The 1,962-nt window shown below is 68.5% G+C and carries 2 protein-coding genes; both read right to left on the reverse strand.

What is annotated here, in order from left to right; genetic code table 11:
- The coding region (locus VHW64_RS10960; protein ID WP_329650590.1) for an LON peptidase substrate-binding domain-containing protein at positions 1-1,098 on the reverse strand (1,098 nt) is incomplete at its 3' end.
- Positions 1,099-1,279: 181 nt separating this feature from the next.
- Positions 1,280-1,552 (reverse strand): hypothetical protein, encoded by a 273-nt coding sequence (locus VHW64_RS10965; RefSeq protein ID WP_329650591.1) that lies wholly within the window; start codon positions 1,550-1,552, stop codon positions 1,280-1,282.
- Between the last annotated feature and the right edge of the window lie 410 nt (positions 1,553-1,962).

Here is a 1,962-nt window from a genome sequence, read left to right on the forward strand (position 1 = left end):
GTCACGCACGCCGCCCAGGCTCATGCGCACGAACTTGCGTCCGGTGGCACGGGCGATCGACTCGCCGATGCTCGTCTTGCCGGTCCCTGGGGGGCCGATGAGGGTGAGGATGGCGCCGGAGCGCTTGTCCTCCTGGATCCCGCGATCAACGCGCAGCTTCTTGACCGCGATGTACTCGACGATGCGGTCCTTGACGTCCTCCAGGCCGGCGTGGTCGGTGTCCAGGACCTCCCGGGCGTGGGTCGGGTCGAGCTTCTCCTCGGAGCGCTCGTTCCACGGGACCGAGAGGATGGTGTCCAGGTAGGTGCGGATGACGCTGGACTCGGCGGACTGCTCGCCCATGCGCTCCAGGCGGCCGAGCTCCTTGAGGGCCTGCTCCTCAGCGTGCTCGGGCATGCCGGCCTCGTCGATCTCGGTCCGGTACTCCTCCACGACCGACGCGTCGTCCTCGTCGAGCTCCTTGCGGATCGAGTCCATCTGCTTGCGCAGGAAGTAGTCACGCTGCTGCTTCTCGGCGCCGGACTCCACGTCTTCGCGGATGCGCTTGCGCACCTGCAGCTCGGCCAGGCGCTCGCGCTGGTAGCCCAGCGCCAGCTCCAGCCGCTCGGTGACGTCGAGCGTCTGCAGCAGCTTGACCTTCTGGTCGTAGTTGAGGTCGGGGGAGTCGCCGGAGGTGTCGGCCAGGGTGCCCGGCTCGGAGATCGAGCGCAGGAATGCGGAGATACGGCCGTCGTCGCCGCGGACCTCGAGGATCTCCTCGACCACGGCGCGGTACTCGCGCTCCAGGTTGCGGGTCTTGCCGTCCACGGGGACGGGATCGGGGCGCTCGTCGACCTCGACGAACAGCCGGCCGTCGGGCAGCGTCTGGGCAGCACCCGCGACACCGCGGTGCTGGCCCTGCAGCTCAAAGGCGCGGCCGCCACCGGGCAGGCGCACCCGGTTGCTCACTTCGGCGACCGTGCCAACGGCCGCGAACTCGTGCTCATGGCGAGGCACCAGGAGCACGCGCTCTTCGTCGCCGGCGTCGATCGCCAGCGTCAGCGACATGCCCGGGAAGACGACGACGTCCTCCAACGGGACCAGGAGAAGGCGACTCATCAAGTCTTCACTTTCATTAGGTACTTACGAAGGATAAGTAGAGGATACCACCGGACCGGACGGTCCGCTAGTCGAATCTCAGTCCCCTCGACTGAGATTATCAATAGGGTCTCGCCTCATGGGCTCGGTTGCGTCCCGCCATTGCCCCGAGCGCGCCCTGCCGATCGCGCGAGATCTGGGATCATCGACGGCCATGCCGACGCCGCGCCGCCCCGACCACGATCCCGCCCACGACGTGCTCGCCGCCGAAGAGTTCGGCATGCCCGCCCCGGACCCGGCGCTGCACCGCGAGGCGGCCCACGACGTCCTTGCCGCCGAGGAGTTCGGCGTGCCCACCCGCGACCCGGGCCTGCACCACGGGCCCGTGACCCTGCCTGACGACCCGTCCGGGATCGCCGAGCCCCATGACGTTCTCGCGGCCGAGGAGTTCGCGATGCCAGCGCCTCGGGGGCACGGAACCGCCGGGGCCTCAGCGTCGCGGACGAGGCGCGCAGGCGCGGCCGCCGCTGCCGGGCTCACGTTGCTTGCAACGTTTTTGTTGCACAAACGTCGCACTTAAGTTCCAGACGCGTCTTGTTCCGTCACAGCCAGGACGGCGACCCTGGACGTGATGCGACTGAGGGCTGCTCACCAACCACCAGACGACTCACGTCTCGGGAACCTGGCGACACGTCAGCATGGCGTGGTGGCTCGACGGCAACTGTTGGTCCTTGGCTTCTCTTCCCAAGCCATAAAAACGCTGGTCGCCAGGGCGCGGCTGCAGAGAATCCATCGCGCGGTCTACGCCGTCGGCCACACACGCCTGACCGCGAACGGGCGCTGGATGGCCGCCGTCCTCGCCTGCGGTCCCGAGGCGGTTCTCAG

Source organism: Nocardioides sp., from assembly GCF_036267815.1.
Taxonomy (GTDB): Bacteria; Actinomycetota; Actinomycetes; order Propionibacteriales; family Nocardioidaceae; genus Nocardioides.